We start from the raw sequence: 24,440 nt of genomic DNA on the forward strand, positions 1-24,440 counted from the left end.
TACAGCTAAATTATTCTACTGCTTTCCTGGTTAATCAATATAACACCTGGCCGATTGCCGGTGTTGAAACTGCCGTAGGTATCCTGTATGCCCAGGGCCTTCGCGCCGTTAAAAGTAGCCCATTGCAGTATTTCTTCCAACGGAATTTCCGGAAAATGATGTCGGATGGTTTTTATTTCTTCCCAAACAGACAAACGGTGGTTAGATGCCAGGCTATCAGTACCCAGGGTGATATTACATTTCAGTTCCCGGAACAGCGGTATATCCGGCAGGCGGTTTTCAATGTACAGGTTGGCCTGCGGACAAAGGCACCACCAGGTTTCCAATGGTTGTTGCTGTGCAAATCGTATATCCTGTTCCGTAGTAAAGGTGTTGTGTACAAGTAATATTTTATTTGGGGAGAAGTAGGGCAGGTAAGCTTCCAGGCTGTTGGTACCGGTGGGTTGGAAGGCGCTGACATCCATCCCGAAATGCTCGTAAAAACGGAGGAAATCGCCTGTTTTTGTTTGGAATAACTCATTTTCTGCCGGCGTTTCCTGGTTGTGGATGCATACCGGGGTATTGGCCGGCGTACTGCCGAGGAGGCCGAACAGGGTTTGACTAACCGAATAGGGTGCATGCGGCACAATAGAGCACCGGTGCCGGGTATCGTCGATTTCCCGGAAAGCCGCCAGCACGTCCATGCTGTACTGGTAGCGGCTATTGGCGCCGGCATCGGCCACTCCCATACATTCTACAAAGGAATGGTAATACATCCGGCCCTGTTGCTTTTTCACCAGGGTGGCGGTGCCGTTACAGATATCGCCCACCGCCGAAATGCCGGCATCCCACATATCCTGCTCGGCCTGGTCGATCATGGCGTTGTAGTCAGCGGTATTGCTATTCCTCAGTTGCATGACCCGGGTCAGGAAATCGGGCAGCCCGGTTTTTTCCGGGATCACCCCTTTCATATGTGATAATTCCAGGTGGCAATGGGTGTTTACAAACCCCGGACATAATATTCCATCCAGTTCTGTTACCTGTTCGCCGGCATCCGATTCGGCCACAATGCCCGCCACTACACCATTTTCATCGAGTATCAGCACATGCCCGGGACCCAGCAGCCGGGTACCATTAAATATATCTTTTCCCTTTAATTTGATCTGTTTCAATTACCTGCTGTTTAATTAAGTTAATGGTGTTAATTTTGCAACCCGATTGGCAGTATCATTTTCCGGTTTGGGAAAGGATACTCAAAAGTCAAATATAATTATGATAGACAAACTGGAAGCTATAAAAGGTCGTTTCGAGCAGGTATCAATGGCGCTCACCAACCCCGAAGTTGTTAGTGATAACAAGAAATTCGGGCAGCTGAGTAAGGAATACCGGCAGTTGGAAAAGATCGTGAAGGCATATGATGCCTACCGTAAATTACTGGACAATATTGCATTTAACAAAGAAGTGCTGGACAGTGGCGATGATGAAATGCGCGAACTGGCAAAGGCGGAAACGGAAGAATTGCAGGAGCAGAAAACAGCCCTGGAAGAAGAGATCCGTAACCTGCTGATACCAAAAGATCCCCAGGATGAAAAGAATGCCATCCTTGAAATCCGCGCCGGTACCGGTGGTGATGAGGCAAGCCTTTTTGCGGGAGACCTGTTCCGGATGTATCTCCGCTTCTGTGAGCTCAAGGGCTGGACCACCAGTTTGCTGAGCGAAAATCCCGGTTCTGCCGGTGGTTACAAGGAAATTGTGATGGAAGTGAATGGAGACGATGTATATGGTACCCTGAAGTTTGAATCGGGCGTACACCGCGTACAGCGGGTACCTGCCACAGAAGCCTCCGGCCGTGTGCATACCTCTGCAGCTACTGTAGCCGTATTACCGGAAGCCGAAGAAGTGGATGTAGACGTAAGGGAAGCCGATATTAAAATGGATACTTTCCGCTCCTCCGGTGCGGGTGGTCAGCACGTAAATAAAACTGAGTCGGCGGTAAGGCTTACGCATATTCCTACCGGTGTGGTAGTAGAATGCCAGGAAGGCCGCAGCCAGCACTCTAACCGTGAAATTGCGATGAAAATGTTACGTACCCGCATCTATGAGGCGGCAGTCCGTAAGCATGAAGATGCTATTGCCTCCCAGCGTAAAAGTTTGGTATCTACCGGGGACAGGTCTGCTAAAATACGTACCTACAACTACCCGCAGGGGCGTGTTACCGATCACCGTATAGGCATGACAGTTTACAATATGGACGCTTTTATGAACGGTGATATTAAAGATATGATCGATGCGCTGCAGTTTGCGGAAAACGCCGAAAAACTGAAACAGGGCAGCTAAAGCAGGCAAACCCCCTCTGGTGTTGCGGGAAGATACAGGGAAAGATATTCCTTGTTATCTTTCCGCAACCACATCCGTAATTTATCAAAATATCCTACATTTAATCTGCGGGCGTCGTTTAACGATCTCTGCTGCACTAAAAACAGAAAACCTTTTTCTTCCCCTAAAAATCATCTCCAAATGTTAGAGCAATTAATGGACCTCGTTCGGGAACACGCACAGGCCGATGTTGTAAACAACCCAGCCGTTCCTAATGAACAAAATGAAGCCGTAATCGGCGCAGCTACCGAGTCTATTGCTTCCGGGCTGCAACAGGAACTGGCCAACGGTAACACCGAAGGCGTTTTGTCTTTGTTAGGCGGCGGTGGTAATACGGCTACTGCCGGTAATCCGGTAGTAAACAATATCTCCAATAATTTTATTGGTACACTGCTGGAAAAATTCCACCTCGACAAGGGCACTGCCACACAACTGGCTGCCAGCCTGATTCCTACCGTACTGGCTTCCCTGGGCAATAAAACCAGTGACCCTTCTAATGGTAGCTTTAGCCTGGATGGTATCCTTAATTCATTAACCGGTGGTTCTGCACAGGGCATTAACCTGCAGAGCATACTGGGCGGACTGTCTGGCGGCCTCGACAAAAACGGCGATGGACAGGTAAACCTGGATGATTTAAAAAGTTTGTTATCCAATGGTGCACAACAACAGCAACAGGCAAATCCTGGTGGCGGTTTTGGCGGGTTATTGAAAAACCTGCTGGGTTAATCTTTTCGCCCTTTGTTTATTCATTAGATCAATATTGCTGTATATAGTATTATTGTTATGTGTTAAAAGATGTATAAACTTTTTGCAGCTTGTTTATTTATATTAATCAACAAGTTGTATCTGTTAAATTAAATTGGCAGCATATTTGATTACAAACTTTTCAATTAGCTTTGTCAACGGAATTAATGCTAAAAAACCTTCATGTCTAAAACTATTATGATGAAAAATTTCAATGTTCTGGTAGCTTTGGTTCTTTCTGTAACCATGTTGTTCAGTTGTAAAACCTGGCAGAGCGCGGACAATACTAAAAAGGGTGCTGTTATTGGTGTAGGTGGTGGAGCTGCCGCTGGCGCCATCATTGGTAAAGCAGCCGGTAATACAGCCCTGGGTGCTATCATTGGCGCCGTTGTAGGTGGTGCTGGTGGTGCTTTGATTGGTAAGAAAATGGATAAACAGGCACAGGAAATAAAAACAGAAGTACCTAACGCTACTGTAGAACGTGTAGGTGAAGGTATTAACGTAACTTTCGATGCAGGCGTATTGTTTGGTTTTGATAAGTCTAACTTGTCTACCGTAGCACAGGATAACATCAAACAACTGGCTGTTATCTTAAATAAGTATCCTGATACTTATGTACGTGTGGAAGGTCATACAGATGACAAGGGTACCGATGAATACAACATGGGTTTATCTGAAAGAAGAACTAAAACTGTGATGGCTTTCCTGCAACAGCAGGGTATCGCTGCAAGCCGTATCCAGGGTTTCTGGTATGGTAAGTCACAGCCTAAAGTACCAAACGATTCAGATGCTAACCGTGCTATTAACCGCCGTTGTGAGTTCTCTATCTTTGCGAATGACAAAATGAAGAATGACGCGAAGAAAGAAGCTGGTCAACAGTAATAAAAATATTAAGAACACTTATTTCTCATAAGCAGATATATATTCCCCCCTGGTTGCAGGGGGGATTTTTTATTTTATGATTGCCTGTCAGTAAAAAAGAGGTATCGCACCAGCTTGAATACCCATACACCGGCAATGGCGCCGAGTGTATCGGCTACTACATCATACATATCAAAACTGCGGCTGATAGCCCAGTATTTCTGAATAAACTCAATGGCAAGTCCATAGCCCGCTGACACAAACACCAGTAGCAACAGGGTGAGTGGAGAGATATGTTTCTTTTGCCAGTAAATACCCAGGCTGAGGAATAATACAATGCCGCCAAACAGGCCGAAATGAACGAACTTATCGAAATGAATTTTTTCAAGAAAAGAGTTGGTGGGAATATCATTCCCTGGTAGGGTACACACAACAAGGATCAGGATGATCCATATGGTAGCTGGCACATAATATTTAAGTAGCTTCATTTACCTTCAAATTATTATAATATGGAATCCTGTTATCAGCAAAAAGGACAACAGGCTGATCGTCTCATAACGTAGCCTGTTGTCCTTAATTTTATATAAAAGATGTTCTGGTAGTAATAATTATTCACCAACCAGTGCCTGGTAGGCCGCCGCATCCAGCAGGGCTTCTACATCAGCAGGGTTGTTAACGGTAACCTTCACCATCCAGCCATCGCCGTATGGGTCCTGGTTTACCAGTTCCGGAGAGGATTCCAGTTCCGGATTAACTTCACTGACAGTACCGGCAACCGGCATAAAAAGGTCAGATACTGTTTTTACAGCTTCAACTGTACCGAATACTTCTTCAGCGGCCACTGGCTTGCTTAATGAATTGATATCAATGAAAACTATATCCCCTAATTCGCGTTGTGCAAATTCAGTGATACCGATGGTGGCTACGTTACCTTCTAATAAAAGCCATTCGTGATCCTTTGTATAACGCAGGTTTGACGGAAAATTCATATCAAGTTTGATTTTGAGCCGTAAAAATACAGAAAGAATTATGATTTTAGTGGCAAGGCACTTTTTAATTTAAAAGAACAACCATTTCTTCATTACCCTGATCCGCATGGGAACGTCCTTCAGTGGCCTGTCGTGGCTGTCTGTTTTTAATGCGGCGATCTTATCAATAACCTCCATGCCTTTAATCACCTGTCCAAATACAGTATAACTCTGGTCCAGGTGAGGAGTTCCTCCTTCTGTTTTGTATACACGGCGCTGGTCTACCGGTATTTTGCGGCCACCAAGTCTTGTTTTCTCCAGGTTATCTAATTGTTCATCCGTAAATACTTTACCCTGTACAATATAGAACTGGCATCCGGAAGAAGCTTTGTCGGGCCGGTCTTCCCTGGCTGCGGCCAGCGCCCCTTTGCGATGGAACAGGTCGAGCTGGAATTCCGGAGGAATGGTGTATCCTACATCTCCGTTACCCAGTGTATCGCCGGGATGGGCATGTTTGGAATCCGGATCGCCGCCCTGGATCATAAATTTGCTGATCACCCGGTGAAACAGGGTGCTGTCATAGAAGTGCTTCCTGGACAGCTTTACGAAGTTATCACGATGTTTGGGGGTTTGATCATACAGCTTAATAATCATGGTACCATAGGGCGTCATCACTTTTATTTTCCTGTTTTTTGCGGCAGCACAAAAAGTGACCAGCAATAACAACACACTGAGGGGTAATAATTTCTTCATAAGATTTCTTTATGCTTCTTCGTGGTCGGTAAAGTAGGCAATAATATGCTCTTTCAGGAATTGTTCCTGTACTGCCATTTCCATTTTGGGTACCGGTTGTACCTCTTTAAAATGTGGCCATCCGTCTTTATCGTAACCATCAATTTCAAAATAGCCGCTCTGGCTTAGCAGGGTACATACGGCCACATGCATCAGGTCCTGTTTCTGCTCTTTGGTATATTTCTTCTTAAGATTATTCAGTTCATTTACGCCGATGAGGAAAAGAATCGCTTCCATATTGGGTTTTTTGCCAAACCTTTCGGTCAGCATATCTTCTACCGGTTTCCAGCGCTGCTCAAAATCTTCCATGTTATATTTGTTTTAGGTGAATCAGACAGCTTAATGCAGCAGGCCCAAAGCTATTGTTACGAACAATATCTGCTGCGATAGCTTTTTGCCTGCTGCATTAAGCTTTCTGCCCCACAAATGTACGTTATAGGGAAAAATATTATATAAATATGCCGGGCTTTATTAATTTAGGCAACGCCTTTAAATGATTGGAAGGCCGAAAATGGCCACAGTGGCAAGTTTAACAGCATTTTAACGGCCTGTTCACATAGTGATAAGTTTTATTTGACCAGAGAATGTTTATTTTAGCACACCTGAAAAATTATTAGCATGGAAAATACATCGTCCGACATCCGGCAACTGAATGAGAAGATCCACCAGGCAAGTGCCTTTGTGGACCTGCTCACAATGGAGTTAGGTAAAGTAATTGTTGGCCAGCGTTATATGGTGGAGAGACTGCTTATTGGTTTGCTGGCCCAGGGCCACGTACTCCTGGAAGGCGTACCCGGTCTGGCAAAGACCCTTTCTATCAAGTCCCTGTCATCCGCTATCAACGCTAAATTCAGCCGTATCCAGTTTACGCCTGACCTTTTACCCGCGGATGTGATAGGTACTATGATCTATAACCAGCAAAAAAATGAGTTCGTAGTACGGAGAGGTCCCATCTTCGCCAATTTTATCCTGGCGGATGAGATCAACCGTGCCCCGGCCAAAGTACAGAGCGCCTTGTTGGAAGCCATGCAGGAAAGACAAATCACCATCGGTGATACTACTTTTAAGCTGGACGAACCATTCCTGGTACTGGCTACCCAGAACCCGATTGAGCAGGAAGGTACCTATACCCTCCCGGAAGCACAGGTGGACCGTTTTATGCTGAAAGTAGTGATCGGTTATCCTACCAAGGAAGAAGAGAAACTGATCATCCGTCAGAACCTGAATCCGGAAGCCTCTTCCCCTATCCGCCCGATTATACAGCCTTCCGATATTATGGAAGCACGTAAACTGGTAAGGGAAGTGTATATGGACGAGAAGATCGAAAAATATATTCTCGATATCGTTTTTGCTACCCGTAACCCGGAAGAATACAAGCTCAATAAACTGAAGCCGCTGATCGCTTATGGCGGTTCGCCAAGAGCCAGTATCAACCTGGCCTGGGCAGCGAAAGCCTACGCTTTCATGAAACGCCGTGGCTATGTGATTCCGGAAGATGTGCGTAATGTATGCTTCGACGTAATGCGGCACCGTGTAGGTTTAACCTACGAGGCGGAAGCAGAAAATGTAACCAGCGAAAATATACTGAGCGAAATATTGAACGCAGTAGAGGTACCGTGATATAGCTATTAGCAGTTAGCTATTAGCGGTTAGCTGTTAGCTGTTAGCTGGCGGTCATCGTTGCGATAGTTCGTAATTTATAATTCGTAATTTTTTATGTTGGATACGGCTGAAATATTAAAGAAGGTAAGACAAATAGAAATAAAGACGAAAGGGCTTACCAACCACATATTTGCGGGCGAATACCACAGCGCCTTCAAAGGACGTGGTATGTCGTTCAGTGAGGTAAGGGATTATCACTTCGGTGATGATGTGAGATCTATCGACTGGAATGTAACAGCACGGTTCAACCATCCTTTTGTTAAAGTATTTGAAGAAGAAAGAGAGCTGACGGTAATGTTGCTGGTGGATATGAGCGAAAGCTCTTCCTTCGGCACAAAAAAACAGGATAAACGTGACCTGATCACGGAACTCTGTGCGGTACTCGCTTTTTCTGCCATAAAGAATAATGATAAGGTAGGTGTTATCTTTTTTAGTGACGGGATGGAGAAATACATTCCGCCGAAAAAAGGGAAATCGCATATCCTGTTCATTATCCGTGAGCTACTATCCTTTACGCCTAAACGTAAAGGAACCAATATTAAAGAAACCCTGCGCTTCTTTAATAATGCCACAAAAAAACGTAGCATCGTTTTTATGTTGAGTGATTTTCTTTCGGGGAACTACCAGGATGCGCTTAACATAGCCGCCAAACGGCACGACGTGGTGGGCGTACAGGTATATGACCAGCGTGATAAGGACCTGCCACCAGTTGGATTGATACAGGTGGCCGATGCCGAAACCGGCGCTACACAATGGATTGATACCACCGACCGCCGCGTAAGACAGTACTATGAGCAGCAGTTCCTGCAGCATTCACAGTATTGCAAAAATGCGTTTTTGAAAAGCGGGGCCGAACTGGTCAGTGTACGCACAGATGAAGACTACGTAAAAGCGTTGCAAACATTTTTCCTGAACAGGGCATAAGTTATAAAGGAGAGCAAAGTAAACATGTATAAACAACAAGTTATAAAGCGTATATTTTTAAGTTGCTTACTGGGGTTGTTATATCCTTTTAGCCTGCTGGCACAGCAGGCGGTAGATGTAACAGCAAAGGCTGATACCAACAGTATCCGGATCGGCGAGCAGATCAAGCTGCAGCTGACCGCCACGCTTACACCGGCACAGTTTAAAGACGCTAACTTTAAAGTATTGTTCCCGGTATTACCGGATTCACTGGATCATTTCGAGGTAGTAACACGCACCACCCTCGATACACTGGTAAACCAGGATCAGCATGTTCTTCACCAAACATTTACCCTCACCAGTTTTGATTCCGGTCATTGGGAAATTCCTCCCATGCGGTTTGAAGTAATCAGCGGCGCTAACAGCACCGCCGATTCTGCAGTTACACTCCCTATCGGGATAGATGTAAACACGGTGGCAGTAGATACTACCAAAGCATTTAAACCTATTAAAGCCGTGCAGGCAGTGCCCTGGAATATCTGGGATTACTGGCTGTACATTGCTATCGGGATTACGATCGCACTAGTGGGCATCGGTATCTGGTGGTATCTGCGCAGCAAACCTAAAAAGGAACCGGTGATCAAAACACCTACCGTTTCGCCATATGAAATTGCCTGTCAGGAACTGAAAATACTGAAAGAAGAAAAGTTATGGCAACAGGGAGATATTAAACAATATTATACGCGGTTAACGGATATTTTGCGCACTTACTTCGAGCACCAGTTCAGCATCGCTGCGCTGGAACAAACAAGTGAGGAACTGTTACAGAATATTAAACCGGTCACCATACTGAATCAGCAAAGGGATAAATTGCGTAGCCTGCTGTCTATAGCCGATCTGGCGAAGTTTGCGAAATTACAGCCTACGGCAGATGAACACGAAGATTGTATGCGTAAAACAGAAGAAATTCTGGAGTGGACCAAGCCTAAGGCAAACGTGGTAAACAACCCCGGTGCAACTGCAACAGGTGAAAAACAACAAGCATAAAGCCAGAATGGATCTTAATTAGAAAATTGATGGATTTTTCAACTTGGAAAAATATTGAATTTGCCTACCCGGTTTTCCTGTGGCTGCTGCTGCTGGTGCCGGTGCTGATATACTGGTACTTTGCACGGCGCAAAGGCCGGCAGAGTGTAATGTTGGTATCTTCTCTGGAAGGATTGAAAGGATTGCCGGTATCCTGGAAAGTGCGTTTCCGGCCACTGTTACTGGTGCTGCGGTTACTGGCCGTAATAGCGCTGGTGGTAGCCCTGGCACGTCCGCAAACGTCCAATACCTCCGAGAGTATAGACAGTGAAGGGATCGATATTGTAATGGCGATCGACATTTCCGGCAGTATGCTCGCGGAGGATCTGCAGCCTAACCGTATGGAAGCCGCCAAAAAAGTGGCCATGGATTTCGTGGATAAACGTATCAGTGATCGTATAGGCCTGGTCGTGTTTTCCGGTGAAAGCTTTACCCAATGCCCTATTACCACCGATCATGCGGTGTTGAAAAACCAGATTATGCAGGTGAAAAGCGGTATGCTGCAGGATGGTACCGCCATAGGAATGGGGCTCGCTACTTCGGTTGACCGCCTGCGAAACAGTCATGCAAAAAGCAAAGTGATCATCCTGCTCACCGATGGGGTGAACAACACCGGCCTGATAGATCCGCTCACAGCCCTGGACATCGCCAAAGCCTTTAAGATCCGGGTATATACCATTGGCGTAGGCACCATCGGCAAAGCGCCGTTTCCAATGCCCATGGCAGATGGCAGCGTACAAATGGTGATGCAGGACGTACAGATCGATGAGCCATTGATGAAGAAAGTATCCAAAGAAACCGGCGGGAAATATTTCCGTGCTACCAATACCAGCGATCTGAAAAATATTTACAATGAAATTGATCAGCTGGAGAAAACTAAAGTAGAAATCACCTCATATAAGCGCTTTGCAGAACATTTCTTCCTCCTGGCCATGATAGCGCTGGGATGCATACTGCTGGAAGTGGTGCTGCGTTACAGCCTTTTCAAAAGCCTGCCGTAGGAGCCGAAAGCGGAAAGCATAAAGCAAAAAGCTACTGAAGCGAATGATTGAGTGGAAATAATATTCGCTTGAATGATTCGCTTCATTAGCTTTTTGCTTTATGCTTTCCGCTTTCGGCTTTATCCGTACCTTTGTTGCTCTTCTAAACATCAGAAACTATTGCAAGCAACAGTATATAAATCAACGGGAAGCTGGTATGTGGTGAAAACAACCACAGATGAAACATTTCAGGCAAGGATGAAAGGTATCTTCAAAAAAGATGAGGATATTACTTCTACCAACCCCATTGCTGTAGGCGATATCGTGGAAATAGTGCCGGACGACAGTGATGCGAATGCTAAAAATGCCATGATCACGGAAATCGGCGCCCGCAAAAACTATATTGTACGTAGCTCCCCCCACGGGAAAAATAAAAAACACATTGTAGCCGCCAATATGGACCAGGCTATGCTGATTTGTACCGTAAAAGAACCCCGCACCTCGCAGGGGTTTATAGACCGCTTCCTGGTTACTGCTGCTGCCTATCATATTCCGGTAATACTGGTGTTCAATAAAAAAGACATCTACCGGGAAAAAGAAGTAGAAAAGTATGAAGAGCTGGCAGCGCTTTATGGCAGTATTGGTTACCCCGTGTTATTAATTTCCGCTTCCAAAGAGGAAGGCGTGGATGAAGTAAGGGCCTTATTGAAAGATAAAACTACCCTGATGGCGGGGCATTCCGGTGTTGGTAAATCTTCCCTGATCAATGTGCTGATGCCGGGGCTGGATCTCCGCACCAAAGCCGTAAGCGGCTGGAGCGGCAAAGGGCTGCATACCACCACTTCCGCGGAAATGTATGATCTTCCTTTCGGGGGCTGTTTAATCGATACACCGGGTGTAAGGGAGTTTGGAATTGTGGATATCCCGAAGCCGGAGCTCTCCCACTATTTCCTGGAAATGCAACCCTATATTACCCAATGCCAGTTTAATAACTGCCTGCATATTAATGAACCCGGCTGTGCGGTGAAAGAGGCCGTTGAAGAGGGGTATATTGATGTAGACAGGTATGTAAGCTATGCCACTATCCTGGAAACGATCCAGGAAGAACAATACTGATCAGCGTTTTCCAGGTTTCCCCAGTTCGTCCAGCACTTTTTCGGCCCCCCAGTTACGTCTGGGCTGCGGGCATCCTTTCTTTTGCGTACGGCAGGCTGTAGTGCCAATAATGGTAAGCAATAACAGCAGAGAAACGGTTTTGCGCATGAGCGGATTTTTAAAATAAACGACTCATTTGTTTACCCGCCTTGCGGTTCGATTGCTTAATATCTTTCGTATAGTAGTTGGAAGCGGGGCATCCTGTTTTCTGTGATGAACAGCTCGGAAACAGGATGCAGCCCAATAAGAGCAGGCACAAAATAGGTTTCATAGGAGGGTATTTGCCTGCAATATAACATTTTTCTATAACATGTGCTGTTATGGTTGCTTTACTTCTTCGGTTTCCTGGTACCAGGAAGCGTACATGTTATAGTTTTTGGAAATACGGTTTATTTCTCCCTTGATCAGGGCCATATCGATGTCTTTTACTTTAACGGCAGGCACTCCGGCGTAAATGGTACCCGGTTCTACATTGGTGCCGCTGAGCACTACGGCGCCTGCGGCAATAATGCTGTTGCTGGCAATATGTGCATTATCCATTACTATGGCGCCCATCCCGATCAGTACATCATTATCCACGGTACAACCATGAAGGATGGCGTTGTGGCCAATCGACACATTATTACCCACAATGGTTTTAGATTTCTGGTAAGTACAGTGTATTACTGCCCCATCCTGTACGTTCACATTTTCGCCCAGGCGTATGCTGTTTACATCGCCACGAATAACTGCATTGAACCATACGGTACAACCTTTCCCCATTACTACATCACCTACAATAGTAGCGTTGGGAGCAATGAAACAGTCTTCTGGAATTTCAGGAGTAATTCCCTTAAGTGGAATAATGTGCGCCATAATAATGTGTTTTAATGCTTACGTTACAAATATAACAATTACTAATTAGCAGTTGTTTTCTAACTTCGCAAAGAATAGAGCAGCAAGTGATATGAACAACAGGCAACTTTTTTTGCAGCACGTAGCGCAAACTTCCGATGCTCCCCTGGCTTTGGAAATAGTGAAAGCTGATGGTATGTATATGTGGGATGTAAACGGCAAAAGGTATCTTGACCTCATCGCCGGCATCAGCGTATGTAATGTAGGGCATTGTCATCCGGCGGTAGTAAAGGCCATCCAGGAACAGGCGCAACAGTATATGCATCTGCTGGTATACGGAGAATTTGTACAATCGCCACAGGTGGCTTTTGCCACACTGCTCACGCAGCATCTTCCGGAACAGCTCAATTGTGTGTATTTCACTAACTCGGGTGCAGAAGCCGTAGAAGGAGCTATGAAACTGGCCAAACGCTATACAGGCAGAACAGAAATCGCCGCGTTCAATCACAGCTATCACGGCTCTACACAAGGCGCGCTCAGCATCCTCGGCGATGAATACTGGCGCAATGCTTACCGTCCGTTACTACCCGGTATCCAGCACCTGGAGTACAACAATTTTGAATCGCTGGAACTGATCACCGGCAACACCGCCGCTGTTATCGCTGAAAGCGTGCAGGCGGAAGGCGGTGTAAAGGTGCCACAACGGGAATGGCTACACGCTTTGCGTGAAAAGTGTACTGCCACCGGCGCATTACTGATATTGGATGAAATACAATGCGGGTTTGGGAGAAATGGTACGCTGTGGGCATTTGAACAATTCGGTATAATTCCTGATGTATTATTGCTCGGCAAAGCCTTAGGTGGCGGCATGCCGCTGGGTGCTTTTATCGCTTCCCGTGATATTATGTGGGCACTCACCAACAACCCCGTATTGGGTCATATCACTACCTTTGGCGGTCACCCGGTGAATTGTGCCGCCGGGCGCGCAGGCTTCCAGGCATTACTGGATCAGGATCTGCTGAAAGACGTAAAAGCCAAGGAACAATTATTTCTGCAACACCTGAAACACCCGGCGATTAAATCCGTGCGATCCCTCGGTTTAATGATTGCCGTTGAATTTGAAAACTTCCCTGTCAACAAAAAGGTAATTGACTATTGCATTGCACATGGTATGGTGACCGATTGGTTCCTGTTTGCAGCAGAATGTATGCGTATAGTACCACCGCTTATTATTACACCGGATGAAATTGAATGGGCCTGCAGGCTGATTTGTGAAGCAGCAGACACCCTATGAATTCAACCTGCTCAGTGACATGGTAACACTTTTGGCAAATAACTCTATCGCATCTTTTTCCAGCAAAGCCAGGTAGTAATAATACTTGCCCTGTGCCGTCATTTCATGCAGGTTATTATTGTACTTGAATCTGCCCCGGTAAAATTGGTCGAGGGTACCGCTATCGCCCGTTTTCTCCGGGTGCATGGTGAAGTTGGTGATGGTTGCCTGGTGAAATTCAATGATGATTTTATAATCATCATTGGTAAACCTTAGTTGCAGTTTTTTTTCGGTGGGATCCAGCTGTATTTTGATGCATTGAAAGTCATTATGCAGATCATAAGGCTGACCATCTATTTCGCCAACCATGATACTTTCAAACAGGGGGGTATGTGTTACATCTTTCATGAGCCAACGATTAGAACTGTAGTTTGAAGCTGCCAAATACGCCAAAGCGTTTGTTGGCAGGTTCTCCCGGTGTTACATCCGGTGTTACTCTCCAGATAAAATCTACCCGCAGGAATTTAAAAATATTTTCGATACCGGTGCCGAGCTCAAGATAAGGATTGCCCTGTAAAGTTTTGAACGGATAACCGTTATTGAGATTTAATTGTTTGTTGGATTCGGATAAGGAACCTATTACACCTTTTGCTGTCCAGAACTGGCGCCATTTCAGTTTTTTGATCAATGGAATATATCCGAAAATACCGTTGCCTATCGTGTGTTCTACGTTAAAACCTACATATTGGTCACTGATGAACTCAAAGCGGTTCATCATGTTAAATGCATATTTGTTGTAGTAATAAATTTCATTGCCGGGATGTACTTCCAGGGAAGTATACGGAACCGTACCAAAAATTTTACCACCGAAAATGTTGTAGTAGATAGAGCCGAAAGGCGGCAGCTTAACGTAGTCGGATACACTGAGCGAGGCCCGCTGGTACTTTTGCCCGCTGTTGGCAACACCTGGTATGCCGGCCGCGAGTTTCAGTTCTGTAATGGGGTATTTACTGCCGAGACTGATCCGGTAGTAATTACCTTCCAGGAATTGCTCATGAAAAGCATAACGGAATTTTACTTCCACTTCCATGCTGGTGAGCGGATCACGGTTATTGGGTTCCTTCGGATAATAAGAAGCGGTAGGCAATGGTTCAAACGGCCTTACCTTTTTATGCACCAATGATATCTGGTGTGAAAACCCGCTGTAGTATTCTTTGAAAAATTCGAAACGTTTCTCATCTATCATCAGGAACTTCTGCGGTACACCGCCCTTTCTGATGGCCAGTGTAAAGATGTTATCTGTACCTACTTCATCGTAGTAATGGGTACCATTATCGAGATCCTTTGTATAGGCCGCATAGATATAGGTGCGCGGATGTCTTTTCAGCAACCATAAGGCCGACATTTTCCCTTTATAAACATGATCACTGAACCCGTAGGCCAGGTAACCATAGAGGTACAAATTTTTATTAAACTGGGGGGTAGTCCCGAGGTCCAGTCTCAGGCGGAATCCTTCCAGGCGGTTTTGCGAAAACAGGTAATAGTAAGGACCCCACTCAATTGGGCCAATCGGTTTATATCCTGTAGCGAGAAAGCGGATAGTATTGGAATAGGTTCTGAAAAGCGGCATTTTCTGAAGGGTATCCACCATCTTATAAATGCCTTCTTCGTTTTTGCTGAGATCTTCGGGGCGGTTATCCATCCAGAAAGAGTCTTTCCTGATTCTTGCGCTATCCAGCACCACTACTGCTTCCGGGTATTTTTTGTTACCGAAGATGTTGGTGGCAGCGGTATCGTTTGTAATAACGTTATCATAGGTCGTTGTTTTGCGGCCTATGAAATCAAATGTTTTCCCGGGCTTCGGGCTTGGCGCCCAGAAGTCGGCAATAAATTTATCCTTATACAGGAACCAGGAGCTATCTGCCAGCTGGCGGAACTCCTGTACCATGCTTATTTTCCGGACAAAGTTGATATTGGCATCCCGCGGAACCGACAGCGTCGTTTTTTGTACGGCATAAGTAGTATCGTGTACCCAGAGGTCGCCAATAAAGGTGTTTTCACCTTTTCGTTTAGGCGTAAAATTTAGTTTGATAAACCGTTGCCCGCTGATATACTGTGTATCTGCAATCGAGTAGTCGTAATAGAAAGCGCCATTGTGATGTATGGGGCTTACAAATTGTTTATCGAATACGGGGATGAAGTTATCATAAACGTTTACGTTCTGGTACATCCCGCCCAGGAATTTGGTCACACTTTCATTATCGATGCCGGAGGTGCGTGCGGCTTTGATCACTTCTTTTGTTTTACGCGGGTTCGACTGGAAGTAGTAATCAGACAATGTTTCCGTGAGGAATATGGGTAGAAAAGGTTTGTCTTCCGAAGTACTGTCTATGTTATCAAGGATAAAAGCGAACGGTTTGGTAAACCGGTTCCTGCCCAACTTTTCCTTGTTCAGGTTTTTCATATCCAGTTCCAGCTTATTATACACCTGGTATTTGTAGTTATCCAGGCGGTTATAATTGTTCTCCGGTTTATGTTTAACGATTTGTTTAAGCAGGATAAGGGCCCAGTTTACGTTGGCTTTTATTTCGTATGTTTTGAGAGAAACATCCGAGCGGGTAACATCAAAATTAATGACCTGTTCTTTCAGATCTTTATTGACCGGCATTTTAAGGATGGTGTATCCCATTACCCTTACCAGAATTGAATCTGATGGGATAACATTTAGTTCGAACAGGTATTTTCCTTCCGCATTGCTAACCATACCTGTTTGGGTATGTACAAACTGAAGAGTAGCGAAAGGGATGATTTCCTGTGAGTGCGCGTCCCTTACCACTCCACTAACCTTATACTGCTGCGCCATCAAACCTGAACACCAAGCGCTTGCGCCGATGATTATTGCTAATATTCTTTTCCAGCCAACCATATCTGACAACAATATTATATCATTTATCGCTATTCTACGCAGACGCTATCCTTTAGGTAACGCAGTTATAACAAAAAATTATATTTTGAGATTCAAATATTTCTATTAGCTTTGTGATGCAAAGTACTTTTTCTGTATGACAGACCAACAACATCTGCAGGCAATAACAGATATTAAGCGCCTTATGGAACGCAGCAGCCGTTTCATTTCGCTGAGTGGATTGAGTGGCATATCGGCCGGTATCAGCGGGCTGGTAGGTGCGTACATCGCGCGCAACTGGCTGGTGGAATATTACGCCAGGTGGGAAGCCACCGGCGCCCATAGTAATGAGGATTTCCAGACGCTTAAATTCCGCCTGATTGTGTTAGGTCTGGCAGTAATGGCAGCAGCGCTGGCAGGAGGCACTTTTTTTACCTGGCGTAAGGCAAGACAGAATAATTTACCGATCTGGGACTTAACAGCACGGAAAGTGCTGATTAATATTGCCATCCCCCTGGCGGCAGGAGGCGCTTTTATAGCCGGCCTGTTGTATAACCACCTCGAAGTACTGGTGGCCCCAACCTGCCTGGTATTTTATGGCCTGGCAATCATTAATGGCAGTAAGTACACCTTACCGGATGTCAGGTATCTGGGCGTCTGCGAAACGATACTCGGTATACTTAATCTTTTCTTTTTGCGTAAAGGCCTTTATTTTTGGGCGGTGGGTTTCGGATTGCTGCACATTATCTATGGTGCGCTGATGTGGTGGAAATATGAACGGAAAAGGACTATTTAATCAATAGCATGAACCCGATAGGTAACTTAAACAAGATATTCGAGAGCCGTATACGCCTGGGCGTTATGAGTGTATTGATGGTGAATGAGGAAGTTAATTTCAATGACCTTAAACAAATGCTGGAAGTAACAGATGGTAACCTGGCATCGCACCTCAATACACTCGAAGAAAACGGCTACCTGAAAGTACATAAAGGCTTTATTGGACGTAAAACCAATACCACCTACGCCATTACCGCCGCTGGTGAAAAGGCCTTTAAAGGACATCTTGCAGCCCTGGAACACATGATAAAATTCACTAAATAAATTTTTTTTGTCTTTTTACTTTGAAATACAAAGTACTTTTAAAAAATAAAAATATGGAACCTTCAACACATGAATCCCCTTCTTTCTTTGACCGGTATGCCTACGCGATTAAAGCCGTTATTATTCTGGTGCTGATCATGGTGCTGCTGATCCCCACCAACCTGATCCAGAGTGTTATCTGGGAGCGCCGCGACAGGCAGGAAGAAGCATCCAAAGAAGTTAGCAGCCGCTGGGGAAATGAACAGAATATTACAGGTCCGGTGCTGGCCATCCCCTATAAAACCAACACTTCCAATTACGTATACCTGTTACCGGAGCAACTGAAGATCAACGGCGAATTACTGCCCGAAAAGCTGCAACGCGGTATTTTCACCGTAGCGGTATACAACGCCAAACTGCAACTGAGTGGGACTTTTAAGAGGGAAGCTATGGCGTCTCTCAACATCTCTCCTTCCGCCTTAGATTGGGAACATGCGTCACTACTCATTGGCATCAGCGATCTCCGTGGCATCGATAACCAGGTGGAAATGAAGTGGAACGGCAAAAATTATCTGTTTAACCCGGGAGTGGTCAGCAGCGATCTGTTTAGCGATGGCATCCAATCGCCGGTAGCCATTAACCCGGCAGATACCGCCGCCTTCAGCGGTAATTTCTCCCTGGAGCTGGGTATCAAAGGCTCCGGCAGGATCAGCTTCTCCCCCATTGGTAAAACAACCACGGTAGGCATTAATTCCAGCTGGCCCAGCCCCAGCTTTGATGAAGCCTTTCCTCCTAAAACCAGGAGAGTGGACGATAAAGGCTTTGCCGCCACCTGGCAGATACAACACCTGAACCGCAGCTATCCCCAAAGCTGGGAAGGAAAAAAGTTTAATATCCACTCCGCAGATTTTGGTATCAAACTGTTTTTGCCCGTTGAAAGCTACCAGAAGTCCATGAGAGCCGTGAAGTATGCTATCATGATCATCGGACTTACCTTCTTTGTATTTTATTTTATTGAATTGTCACAGCGCCGCGCCCTTCATCCATTGCAGTATGCCCTTATCGGTTTAGCCCTTTGTATTTTTTATACCCTGCTCATATCTATTTCAGAACAAATTAACTTTATTATGGCTTACATCATTGCCAGTGTGCTCACTATAGGTCTGATTATTGCATATACGGCTGCGGCCTTTAAAAGTATCCGTATTGCTGCAGGCATAGGAGCTACACTAACGCTGATCTATGGATTCATTTATGTGATCATCAGTGCGGAAGACCAGGCGCTGCTGATGGGAAGCTTAGGACTCTTTGTTATCCTGGCCCTGATCATGTATTTCAGCACTACCATCAAATGGGATAAGCTGGGACAAAAAAACACTACCATCACCGAATAAAATTAAACATGGGAAATTCTTATATCAGCAAGCGGCTGGCCAGTTTCGGATACGCATTTAATGGAATCGGCGCTTTTCTTCGCAGCGAACCACATGCACGTATTCATGCTATCGCTACCATCGCTGTAGTGGCCGCCGGTTGCTGGTATAAAATAGCAACGCCGGAATGGATCTGGATTATCCTGGCAACAGCATTGGTATGGACTACGGAAATGCTGAATACGGTCATTGAGAAAATAATGGACCATTTGTCGCCACAGCTGCATCCCAAAGTAAAATTTATTAAAGATGTAGCAGCAGGCGCAGTACTGATAGCAGCGATAGCAGCAGCTATAATAGGGGCTGTCATATTTATTCCCTACCTGATCAAAACCATCTAAATATCATAACCATATGCAATTGAAAAGAAACATCCGATTAATACAACACCGTATTACCCGCTCCAGGTCTCAATATACACTGTATGCCTCTGTTCTGTTCAGTATGGCGTTGCTCTTATGCCGTGTGATGCATACCGGCAGCTATCTGCGCGTGTCGCTGATCTGGAACCTTTTCCTGGCTTATGTACCTTTTGCCGTCACCCGCTGGATGGAAAAACACCCGGAACAAATCAGGAGCCGTTACAGTTGGTACAGCTACTTTATTTTATGGCTGTTGTTTATTCCCAACGCGCCGTATATTCTTACTGACCTGTTCCATCTTTTTGATGGCGGGGTACCATTGTGGTTCGATCTGTTCGTCATTTTTTCTTTTGCCTGGAATGGAATGATGCTGGGCTATATCTCTATCCGCAGTATGGAAAATATGTGGAGCAGCCGTCATTCCCGCTGGCCGGCATGGTTATTCACTTTCCCGGTGATGTTCCTTTGCGGCATGGGCGTATATATTGGCCGTTACCTGAGATATAACAGCTGGGATATCGTAAAAGATCCCCTTACCTTGCTGGGCGATATGCGGGATATTTTATTGCACCCCTGGGAAAACCGCAGCGCCTGGGCCTTTACAATATGCATGGGTATTTTCCTGAGCCTGATGTATTCGTTTAGAGCAGAAGGCGTAAAGCAAAAGGCATAAAGCTATTGAAGCGAATTTTGTCTTGCCCAGGATTAGATTGATTTTGATGATTACAAGATTTTGTCTCGTGATTATATTTTGATTTTAAAAGATTAAGGGAGATAGTAGCGAATATCCGCTTCTATCTCCCTTAATCTTTTAAAATCAAAAACGAAAAATCCTTAAATCATCAAAATCAGTCTAATCCTGGGCAAGACAAAATTCGCTTCAATAGCTTTACGCCTTTTTGCTTTACACTTTTAGAAATCGACACCCATTCCAAAGTACCAGATCGGACTGCCTCTGAAAAATGCAACGGCTGGCCAGCCGGCATCTGCGCGGAGGAAGTAGCCTGCGATAGTAGTACGGGCGCCAAAACCATAACCACCTACAAATGGCCCCAGGAAACCTTCTTTGATACGGGTAGTGATACCGGTTTCAGGATTGGTATAGTTGGTATAGTTGGCATCCTTAAAGTTCAGTTTTTTGTTCCAGGCGGTACCGATATCAATAAACGAAGTAACCTGGAAATTGCGCAGGAATGCGGAGTTAATAGGTTTGTCGATAAAGGTGGCGAATACAGGCAAGCGAAGCTCTGTATTCAGTACCATGGCATTATTACCATTCCTTGCATTCTGCTTGTAACCACGGAGGTTTTCGCTCAACGTCTGGAAAGCATAGTTAGCGCTCATATCCACCTTGTTATTCAGGTTGATCTGCGGATTTAACCAGTTGTCGATACCACCTACATAATACAACAGCTTACGTGTTCCCCACGACATATCCATCGCAAAACGGGTAGCCCAGATAAAGTTGCGGTAAATTTTTTCGTAGTGACGGATATCCACACCCATGTTATAGGTAAACCTGCCATTAGCCGCGGCGCCGGTACCGTTGTTAAAGAACTCGTTCAATCCTCCGTTGGTTAACTGGGAGTTGAATTCGCCATATACTTTATAACGGGTACCATTCCATATATTGATAGCAGGGTTAATGGTATTGTCGTACACATATTCCAGGCGACCCAGTGCATAGGTTTCCTTCAAATCCTGGAGTGTCAGTGAAGGTTTATCAGTAGCTGTAATCACCATTCTGTCGGTACGGATGCCGGCCTGTAAACGAATGCTCCTCACCTGGTCAAACGGATAGCGCATTTCTCCCTGGTAAATATTGGTGATGAACTTCAGTGGCGCATCAGTTCTGACGCCGGTTGAATCCGTAAACGTAACCTGCGTATTCTTATCTACTTTGCGATAATAAGTGAATTTATAGTCAAAGCGTTTCTTCAGGTAGTTAGCCGTAAAGAAATATTCAGATCCCTGCAGGGAAGACGGAATTCTGAAGCCTCCATTGAACTTCAAATCTTCAAACAGATCGCTTACGCCTATACGAATTAACCCGTTTACAGGATCGGTAAGACGAATAGGTCCAAAAGGCTGACCGGTAAATGGCTGGTACTTGTTAATCAATACAGAGTTGTCCAGTTGCAGGATCAGGTAGTCCGAAGAAAACTTGAATTTGTAAGGGAACAGCTTTGATTTTTTAAGGATCTGTTGGTCCTCTTTCTTCTTCTCGAACAGCAAGGGTTCGTTGATATTAGCGGCGGTGCTGGTATCAGCAGGTTCGTTGCCAAATTCGTTCTGGAAGAAGTTATTATGCGTGGTGGTATCTTTCAAAGGTGCTTGGTAGGTGGGTAATCCCAAACGCAGGCTGTCTGCATGCATTTGTGCTTTCCGGAAGTTGGTGGCACGGGCGGTGATATTTCTCTTCTTCAACACCATGGTATCCACCTTTAATTTCATCAGGCGTTTAATATCGCTGTATTGTACTACTTCCGATACTTCTCCCTTTTCACCGGTGATCCGGGATTCCTGGATACCATAAGGGTAGTTGGAAATGGGGAAAGTATAGGTAGAGTCTTTTGTGAGCATTACCGCTTCCACAGAATCCGGTGCAGTAGTGCCATATGCGGCCAGGGCAGAATCCAGTTCTTCAGGTTCGGGGTTATGAAGGATTTCAGATCCTACATAAAACAGGGAGTCTACTCCATCTGCCTGGGATTTGAAGAATCCGGCATAACGGTTACGGATACCATTGGCATCGGATACGAAGGTAAAGTGGGTGGTATTGTACTGCATTGGCAGTTTGGCGTTGCCATACTGCAGATCGGTGAGTTGCGTGATTTGCTTTTCTGAGCTCTTGTTCCAGTTATCCACCATAAAGATGTTAAAAGGCCGGTTCATCAGCGAAGTATCGCTGCCCCTTCCTTTGGGCGAAGGCCTGTTGGAAGAATAAAGGATACCGCTTTTGCCGGGGAAGGCGGCAAAGGAAGGATCCAGGTCATCGTATACATCGTTGGTGATCTGTTCAGTTTTGGAATTGCTGATGTTATAGGTGAAAATGTCGGTATGACCGTTTTTTACGGCCGACAATAACAGGGTATTTTCCTGTACCGGCATGTATTTGAAATCTATTACACGGTCAAACTGGTTGAGCTCCAGGCGTATAGTGGTACGGGTGATCAGGTCATAGATCAGCAGTTTGGTTTTTCCTTCATGCTCATATATTACAGCCAAACGGTTACCTTTTGTATTCCAGGCCATCTGCGGATAATTCGGATCCACCTGGTTAGCCAGCTGCATTACGCCACTGTGGAGTAATACTTTGGGCTTGTTCCATCCCAGTTGTATCTGTACGCGGTAAACTCCTTTCCTGAATTGTACCACGGCATAAGAATTATTTTTCGGGTTGGGATTGAAACGGTAGTAATCTGCTTTAGGGGTAATTTCCTGGGCTACGATGGTACGGCCTTTGGCGGATGTTTTTCTCCGGCGGTTATCTTCCTGGAATCTCTTTTGGTAGAAGGTAAAGAAGTCTTTCGTTGCTTTTTTGGGTGTTTGGTTTAATACCTGTTCAAATCCTTTTTTCAGTCCCCGGTTAATACGGGTAATGTACATAAGGTAAGGCACGGCATCTTTGCCATATTTGCTTTCCACATAGTACCAGAATGCCTGGCCGGCAAGAAAGCTGTGATCGTAGGCGAGGGCGTTGAAGTTGCTGTATTTACCCGACATCAGGATCAGTTTCAGTTCTTCATCCTGTTCGGCGGTCCAGTTTTCGGCGGCATAGCCGATGAAGCCATCTGTGAACCATTTAGGGAAGTCTATCAGGGCAGCGTTACCGGCAAATTCGCCGATATCTTCCCCAAAAAGCAATGTTTCGAGCATAATCCGGGCAATCCCCTGCCGTATTTGCCGGCGGAGATGTTCGTGATTGCCATCAAAATAGACGATCATTTTATTACCAACCAGCTTCGTTACCCCGCCGGTATTCTGCCATTCTATTCCAATACCGATATTGGATTGCTTCATTTCCCCGAAGGAGTTATATACCACAATATTGATCCGCTGTCTGGGGTTGCTCTCCATGAACTGTTCCAGCTGGGGTAATTCCTTTTCGGCTACCTGGGTGGCATACTTACCAAGTTCAAGCCCGTTTTGGCTGAAATAGGTGTTAAAATGCCGGCTTTGATAGTATCTCCACTTAAAGTTTTTGAACTGCACACGATTTTGGCCGAATTCTACTGTATTAGTCTGGGCTTGCGATACTATCGTTCCAAGTAATAGGGTACCGTGGAATAATAACCTGGTAATAAATCTGTTCATACAGAAAGTATTGATAATATTGTGATCTGTTTTAAAATTAGCCTAAAAAAATCGGGTAGCAATGATTGAAATACAACAATTCACTTTTGGTCCACTACAAGAAAACACCTTCCTGCTTATTAACGGTAAAAAGGAATGTATAATTATAGACCCGGGATGTTATTTTCAGGACGAAAGAAAAGAATTATTACAATATATACAAACACACGGCTTAAATGTTATAAGATTATTGAATACGCACTGCCACTTTGATCATATTTTTGGTAATAAGCTGGTAGCAGATACGTATAAAGTGCTCCCGGAGTTTCATGAGTTGGAACAACCCGTGCTGGACAATTCCCAGCAGGTAGGCGCCATGTATAACATCCCTTTTGAGCCTTCCCCTATGCCCGGCCGTTACTTGTTGGAAGGGGAAAAGATCCTTTTCGGTGACTACGAATTAACCGTATTGTTTACTCCTGGCCACTCTCCGGGCAGTGTATCGTTTTATTGCCCCGGGCAGCAGTTTATCATTGGTGGCGATGTGTTGTTTTACCAGAGCATCGGCCGTACCGACCTGCCAGGTGGTAATCACAACACCTTGCTGAAAAGTATCCGGGAAAAGCTGTTTGTGCTGCCGGATGAGGTAAGGGTATTCCCAGGCCACGGCCCGGCCACCACTATCGGGTTTGAGAAAAAACATAATCCGTTTCTAACCTGATGCTAATAACATAGCGCCCTTCGCCTATGG

26 protein-coding genes are annotated in these 24,440 nt (G+C 45.2%); 15 read left to right on the forward strand and 11 right to left on the reverse strand.

The window, feature by feature from the left end; all coding sequences use genetic code 11:
- Positions 1-5 precede the first annotated feature (5 nt).
- Positions 6-1,151, reverse strand: coding sequence for an amidohydrolase family protein (locus tag KE626_RS02620; protein ID WP_211971322.1), 1,146 nt, complete (start codon positions 1,149-1,151; stop codon positions 6-8).
- A 100-nt stretch (positions 1,152-1,251) separates the two neighbouring features.
- Here KE626_RS02620 and prfA point away from each other — a divergent pair, with 100 nt between their 5' ends.
- The 3 genes from prfA (at position 1,252) to KE626_RS02635 (ending at position 3,981) form a co-directional block, all read left to right on the forward strand.
- Positions 1,252-2,316: a peptide chain release factor 1 gene (prfA, locus tag KE626_RS02625; protein ID WP_211971323.1), complete on the forward strand. Its 1,065-nt coding sequence runs from the start codon at positions 1,252-1,254 to the stop codon at positions 2,314-2,316.
- A gap of 180 nt (positions 2,317-2,496) precedes the next feature.
- Positions 2,497-3,081, forward strand: coding sequence for a hypothetical protein (locus tag KE626_RS02630; protein ID WP_211971324.1), 585 nt, complete (start codon positions 2,497-2,499; stop codon positions 3,079-3,081).
- Positions 3,082-3,300: 219 nt separating this feature from the next.
- Positions 3,301-3,981 (forward strand): YiaD family glycine zipper/OmpA-like lipoprotein, encoded by a 681-nt coding sequence (locus KE626_RS02635; RefSeq protein ID WP_211971622.1) that lies wholly within the window; start codon positions 3,301-3,303, stop codon positions 3,979-3,981.
- Between the two features lie 74 nt (positions 3,982-4,055).
- Here the strand turns inward: KE626_RS02635 and KE626_RS02640 are convergent, their stop codons facing one another.
- The 4 genes from KE626_RS02640 to KE626_RS02655 form a co-directional block, all read right to left on the reverse strand.
- The gene (locus KE626_RS02640) at positions 4,056-4,448 is read right to left on the reverse strand and encodes a VanZ family protein (RefSeq protein WP_211971325.1); all 393 of its coding nucleotides are present in this window, start codon (positions 4,446-4,448) and stop codon (positions 4,056-4,058) included.
- 120 nt (positions 4,449-4,568) lie between these two features.
- Complete coding sequence (gcvH, locus tag KE626_RS02645) at positions 4,569-4,949, reverse strand: glycine cleavage system protein GcvH (protein ID WP_211971326.1); 381 nt, start codon at positions 4,947-4,949, stop codon at positions 4,569-4,571.
- A 69-nt stretch (positions 4,950-5,018) separates the two neighbouring features.
- Positions 5,019-5,681, reverse strand: coding sequence for a peptidylprolyl isomerase (locus tag KE626_RS02650; protein ID WP_211971327.1), 663 nt, complete (start codon positions 5,679-5,681; stop codon positions 5,019-5,021).
- A gap of 9 nt (positions 5,682-5,690) precedes the next feature.
- The gene (locus KE626_RS02655) at positions 5,691-6,029 is read right to left on the reverse strand and encodes a hypothetical protein (RefSeq protein WP_211971328.1); all 339 of its coding nucleotides are present in this window, start codon (positions 6,027-6,029) and stop codon (positions 5,691-5,693) included.
- A gap of 309 nt (positions 6,030-6,338) precedes the next feature.
- Between KE626_RS02655 and KE626_RS02660 the strand changes: the two genes are divergently transcribed.
- The 5 genes from KE626_RS02660 (at position 6,339) to rsgA (ending at position 11,467) form a co-directional block, all read left to right on the forward strand.
- Positions 6,339-7,340: an AAA family ATPase gene (locus KE626_RS02660; RefSeq protein WP_211971329.1), complete on the forward strand. Its 1,002-nt coding sequence runs from the start codon at positions 6,339-6,341 to the stop codon at positions 7,338-7,340.
- Between the two features lie 96 nt (positions 7,341-7,436).
- Positions 7,437-8,306: a DUF58 domain-containing protein gene (locus KE626_RS02665; RefSeq protein WP_249207216.1), complete on the forward strand. Its 870-nt coding sequence runs from the start codon at positions 7,437-7,439 to the stop codon at positions 8,304-8,306.
- Between the two features lie 24 nt (positions 8,307-8,330).
- Positions 8,331-9,332: a hypothetical protein gene (locus tag KE626_RS02670; protein WP_211971330.1), complete on the forward strand. Its 1,002-nt coding sequence runs from the start codon at positions 8,331-8,333 to the stop codon at positions 9,330-9,332.
- A 29-nt stretch (positions 9,333-9,361) separates the two neighbouring features.
- Positions 9,362-10,372, forward strand: coding sequence for a vWA domain-containing protein (locus KE626_RS02675; RefSeq protein WP_211971331.1), 1,011 nt, complete (start codon positions 9,362-9,364; stop codon positions 10,370-10,372).
- 159 nt (positions 10,373-10,531) lie between these two features.
- The gene (gene rsgA, locus KE626_RS02680; protein ID WP_211971332.1) at positions 10,532-11,467 is read left to right on the forward strand and encodes a ribosome small subunit-dependent GTPase A; all 936 of its coding nucleotides are present in this window, start codon (positions 10,532-10,534) and stop codon (positions 11,465-11,467) included.
- Here the strand turns inward: rsgA and KE626_RS02685 are convergent, their stop codons facing one another.
- The 3 genes from KE626_RS02685 to KE626_RS02695 are packed head-to-tail and all read right to left on the reverse strand — an operon-like array spanning position 11,468 to position 12,361.
- On the reverse strand, positions 11,468-11,614 hold the full coding sequence (locus KE626_RS02685; RefSeq protein WP_211971333.1) for a hypothetical protein: 147 nt from the start codon (positions 11,612-11,614) through the stop codon (positions 11,468-11,470). It abuts the gene before it with no gap.
- A gap of 10 nt (positions 11,615-11,624) precedes the next feature.
- Positions 11,625-11,777 (reverse strand): hypothetical protein, encoded by a 153-nt coding sequence (locus tag KE626_RS02690; RefSeq protein ID WP_211971334.1) that lies wholly within the window; start codon positions 11,775-11,777, stop codon positions 11,625-11,627.
- Positions 11,778-11,824: 47 nt separating this feature from the next.
- Positions 11,825-12,361 carry a gamma carbonic anhydrase family protein gene (locus tag KE626_RS02695; RefSeq protein WP_211971335.1) on the reverse strand — a complete coding sequence of 179 codons (537 nt, stop codon included), beginning with the start codon at positions 12,359-12,361 and terminating at the stop codon, positions 11,825-11,827.
- 91 nt (positions 12,362-12,452) lie between these two features.
- Here KE626_RS02695 and KE626_RS02700 point away from each other — a divergent pair, with 91 nt between their 5' ends.
- Positions 12,453-13,634, forward strand: a complete 1,182-nt coding sequence (locus tag KE626_RS02700; RefSeq protein WP_211971336.1) for an aspartate aminotransferase family protein — start codon at positions 12,453-12,455, stop codon at positions 13,632-13,634.
- Here the strand turns inward: KE626_RS02700 and KE626_RS02705 are convergent.
- A complete protein-coding gene (locus KE626_RS02705; protein ID WP_211971337.1) occupies positions 13,629-14,021 on the reverse strand; it encodes a hypothetical protein in 393 nt (130 codons plus the stop codon). The two genes, KE626_RS02700 and KE626_RS02705, sit on opposite strands and share 6 nt — an antisense overlap.
- 10 nt (positions 14,022-14,031) lie before the next feature.
- Positions 14,032-16,476, reverse strand: coding sequence for a DUF5686 family protein (locus tag KE626_RS02710; protein WP_211971338.1), 2,445 nt, complete (start codon positions 16,474-16,476; stop codon positions 14,032-14,034).
- A 199-nt stretch (positions 16,477-16,675) separates the two neighbouring features.
- Here KE626_RS02710 and KE626_RS02715 point away from each other — a divergent pair, with 199 nt between their 5' ends.
- Genes KE626_RS02715 through KE626_RS02735 form a run of 5 tightly spaced genes read left to right on the forward strand, consistent with a single transcriptional unit; the run spans position 16,676 to position 20,066 of the window.
- Entirely contained in the window at positions 16,676-17,314 is a 639-nt protein-coding gene (locus tag KE626_RS02715) for a hypothetical protein (protein WP_211971339.1), read from the forward strand.
- 8 nt (positions 17,315-17,322) lie between these two features.
- Entirely contained in the window at positions 17,323-17,619 is a 297-nt protein-coding gene (locus KE626_RS02720; protein WP_145662984.1) for a winged helix-turn-helix domain-containing protein, read from the forward strand.
- Positions 17,620-17,672: 53 nt separating this feature from the next.
- Positions 17,673-18,992 (forward strand): cell envelope integrity protein CreD, encoded by a 1,320-nt coding sequence (gene creD, locus KE626_RS02725; protein ID WP_211971340.1) that lies wholly within the window; start codon positions 17,673-17,675, stop codon positions 18,990-18,992.
- Between the two features lie 8 nt (positions 18,993-19,000).
- On the forward strand, positions 19,001-19,372 hold the full coding sequence (locus KE626_RS02730; protein ID WP_211971341.1) for a diacylglycerol kinase family protein: 372 nt from the start codon (positions 19,001-19,003) through the stop codon (positions 19,370-19,372).
- A gap of 13 nt (positions 19,373-19,385) precedes the next feature.
- Positions 19,386-20,066 carry a DUF1361 domain-containing protein gene (locus tag KE626_RS02735; RefSeq protein ID WP_211971342.1) on the forward strand — a complete coding sequence of 227 codons (681 nt, stop codon included), beginning with the start codon at positions 19,386-19,388 and terminating at the stop codon, positions 20,064-20,066.
- Positions 20,067-20,305: 239 nt separating this feature from the next.
- Here the strand turns inward: KE626_RS02735 and KE626_RS02740 are convergent, their stop codons facing one another.
- The gene (locus KE626_RS02740) at positions 20,306-23,710 is read right to left on the reverse strand and encodes a hypothetical protein (protein ID WP_211971343.1); all 3,405 of its coding nucleotides are present in this window, start codon (positions 23,708-23,710) and stop codon (positions 20,306-20,308) included.
- A 61-nt stretch (positions 23,711-23,771) separates the two neighbouring features.
- On the opposite strand from KE626_RS02740, the gene KE626_RS02745 reads away from it, so the two are divergent.
- Positions 23,772-24,410 (forward strand): MBL fold metallo-hydrolase, encoded by a 639-nt coding sequence (locus KE626_RS02745; RefSeq protein WP_211971344.1) that lies wholly within the window; start codon positions 23,772-23,774, stop codon positions 24,408-24,410.
- Positions 24,411-24,440: the final 30 nt, after the last annotated feature.

It is taken from the genome of Chitinophaga hostae, assembly GCF_018224885.1.
GTDB classification, from domain to species: Bacteria; Bacteroidota; Bacteroidia; order Chitinophagales; family Chitinophagaceae; genus Chitinophaga; species Chitinophaga hostae.